Consider the following 1447-nt stretch of genomic DNA (forward strand, 5'->3'; position numbering starts at 1 on the left):
GGTGAGATGGATTACACGAACGTTGGAATCTCATCCCGACGACTAAGCCCCTCCCGGGCCCACTCTCGGTCCCGCGCGAAAGCACGTGGATAGGCGCGTTCACGGAGGAAAAGTGGGGATGTATCCCACTCCTGCGACCGGGTAGCCATTCCCAGGGGCTGTCCAACTGCCCCCTAAGCCGCTATTTGACTCCCGCCACCTCGCAGGCGAACTTGAGCCCATCCACCGCGGTCTTGCCGTAGAAATCGCAACCCGCATTTTTGGCGAGAAGCTCGCTCGCCGCGGCCCCGCCCACCATGATGGCCACCTGATCCCGCAGACCGGCCTCGCGAATCGCATTGACCGTGGCGGTCACCGAGGGATAGCACGTGGTGAGGAGAAGACTCATCCCCACTACGGAGGGCTGGTGCTCTCGGATGGCCTGGACGAATCGCTCGGGCGGCACATCCACACCCAGGTCGATGACTTCAAATCCCGCCCCGCGCAGCATCATGACCACTATGTCTTTTCCAATATCGTGAACATCGTGCTGGACGGTCCCCATCACCGCCTTCGCCCGCGGACCCGGGGCTCCCCCTTTCACGTCCCGCGTCAGATGGGGGCCGAGCTCGGCCATGATGTTCTTCATAATCAGTCCGCCGAACATGAGGTCCGGGAGAAAGCATTCCTCCCGGGCAAAGCGATTTCCCAGTTCCAGCATCCCCTCGTTGCACTGTGCGAGGATTTCCTGCGCCGGCACACCCGCGGCAAGCTGCTCCCGAATAAGCCGCATGGCCGTCGCTTCATCGCACCATGCGATCGCCTCGGCAAGTGTCTTTTCGCTCATCCTTTCAATCCCCTGAGAACGCGGGGACGGGCCATTTCCCCTCACCCAATGTCCCCCTCATCACGGCTTTCCAATCAAAGTTTTCCAAAAGTCCGTTTCAGGAACGAACTAAAACGACAGTAACACCTGCCAGATATACATGTATCCAAGGGCGTCAATATTCTCCCAGATTCTTTTCACCAATTCCTCATCGCCCTTTATCTCACCCAACTCGCGGCGTTTTTCTTCCCAAGGGATACACGTTCCCGGCGGGCGAACACCGCAACCCGATCGCTCGGACACCTCTTTTTCACGCGTTTCATCCACCATGGCACGTCTCCGTCATGAGTGCATCATAGACCGTTATTTGTGATTATTCCTGGTTCCCTGCCCTATTTATTGCTTCATTCAAGCCAGTAGATAACAACCTGTCGCCATGACGTAAATCCCGCAGCCGTATCCGGTAAACCAACTTGTCCCCGCCCTTCCACTATTTCAATCGACGGATAAATCCCCACCTTCCCGACTGTGCCGGAAACAGCCACCGATCTTCAATAGACCCCATATTCGCGGGTGAACTCTGTCATGGCCCGGACGTTTTCTATCTTGGCATCGTTCTGCATGATGGCGCTGGCATCCATG

The 1447-nt window shown here is 57.4% G+C and carries 2 protein-coding genes; both read right to left on the bottom strand.

Going from position 1 to position 1447, the window contains the following annotated elements; translation table 11 throughout:
- Positions 1–181: 181 nt before the first annotated feature.
- Complete coding sequence (locus H5U08_RS18675) at positions 182–826, bottom strand: cobalamin-dependent protein (protein WP_297036615.1); 645 nt, start codon at positions 824–826, stop codon at positions 182–184.
- Positions 827–934: 108 nt separating this feature from the next.
- Positions 935–1135, bottom strand: coding sequence for a hypothetical protein (locus H5U08_RS18680; protein WP_297036618.1), 201 nt, complete (start codon positions 1133–1135; stop codon positions 935–937).
- Positions 1136–1447 lie beyond the last annotated feature (312 nt).

This window comes from Thermogutta sp. (assembly GCF_014359955.1).
Taxonomy (GTDB): Bacteria; Planctomycetota; Planctomycetia; order Pirellulales; family Thermoguttaceae; genus Thermogutta.

Bases quoted from the DNA above. Each gene is read 5' to 3' on its own strand.
- H5U08_RS18675 (WP_297036615.1), bottom strand. From the start codon at position 826: ATGAGCGAAAAGACACTTGCCGAGGCGATCGCATGGTGCGATGAAGCG.
- H5U08_RS18680 (WP_297036618.1), bottom strand. From the start codon at position 1,135: ATGGTGGATGAAACGCGTGAAAAAGAGGTGTCCGAGCGATCGGGTTGC.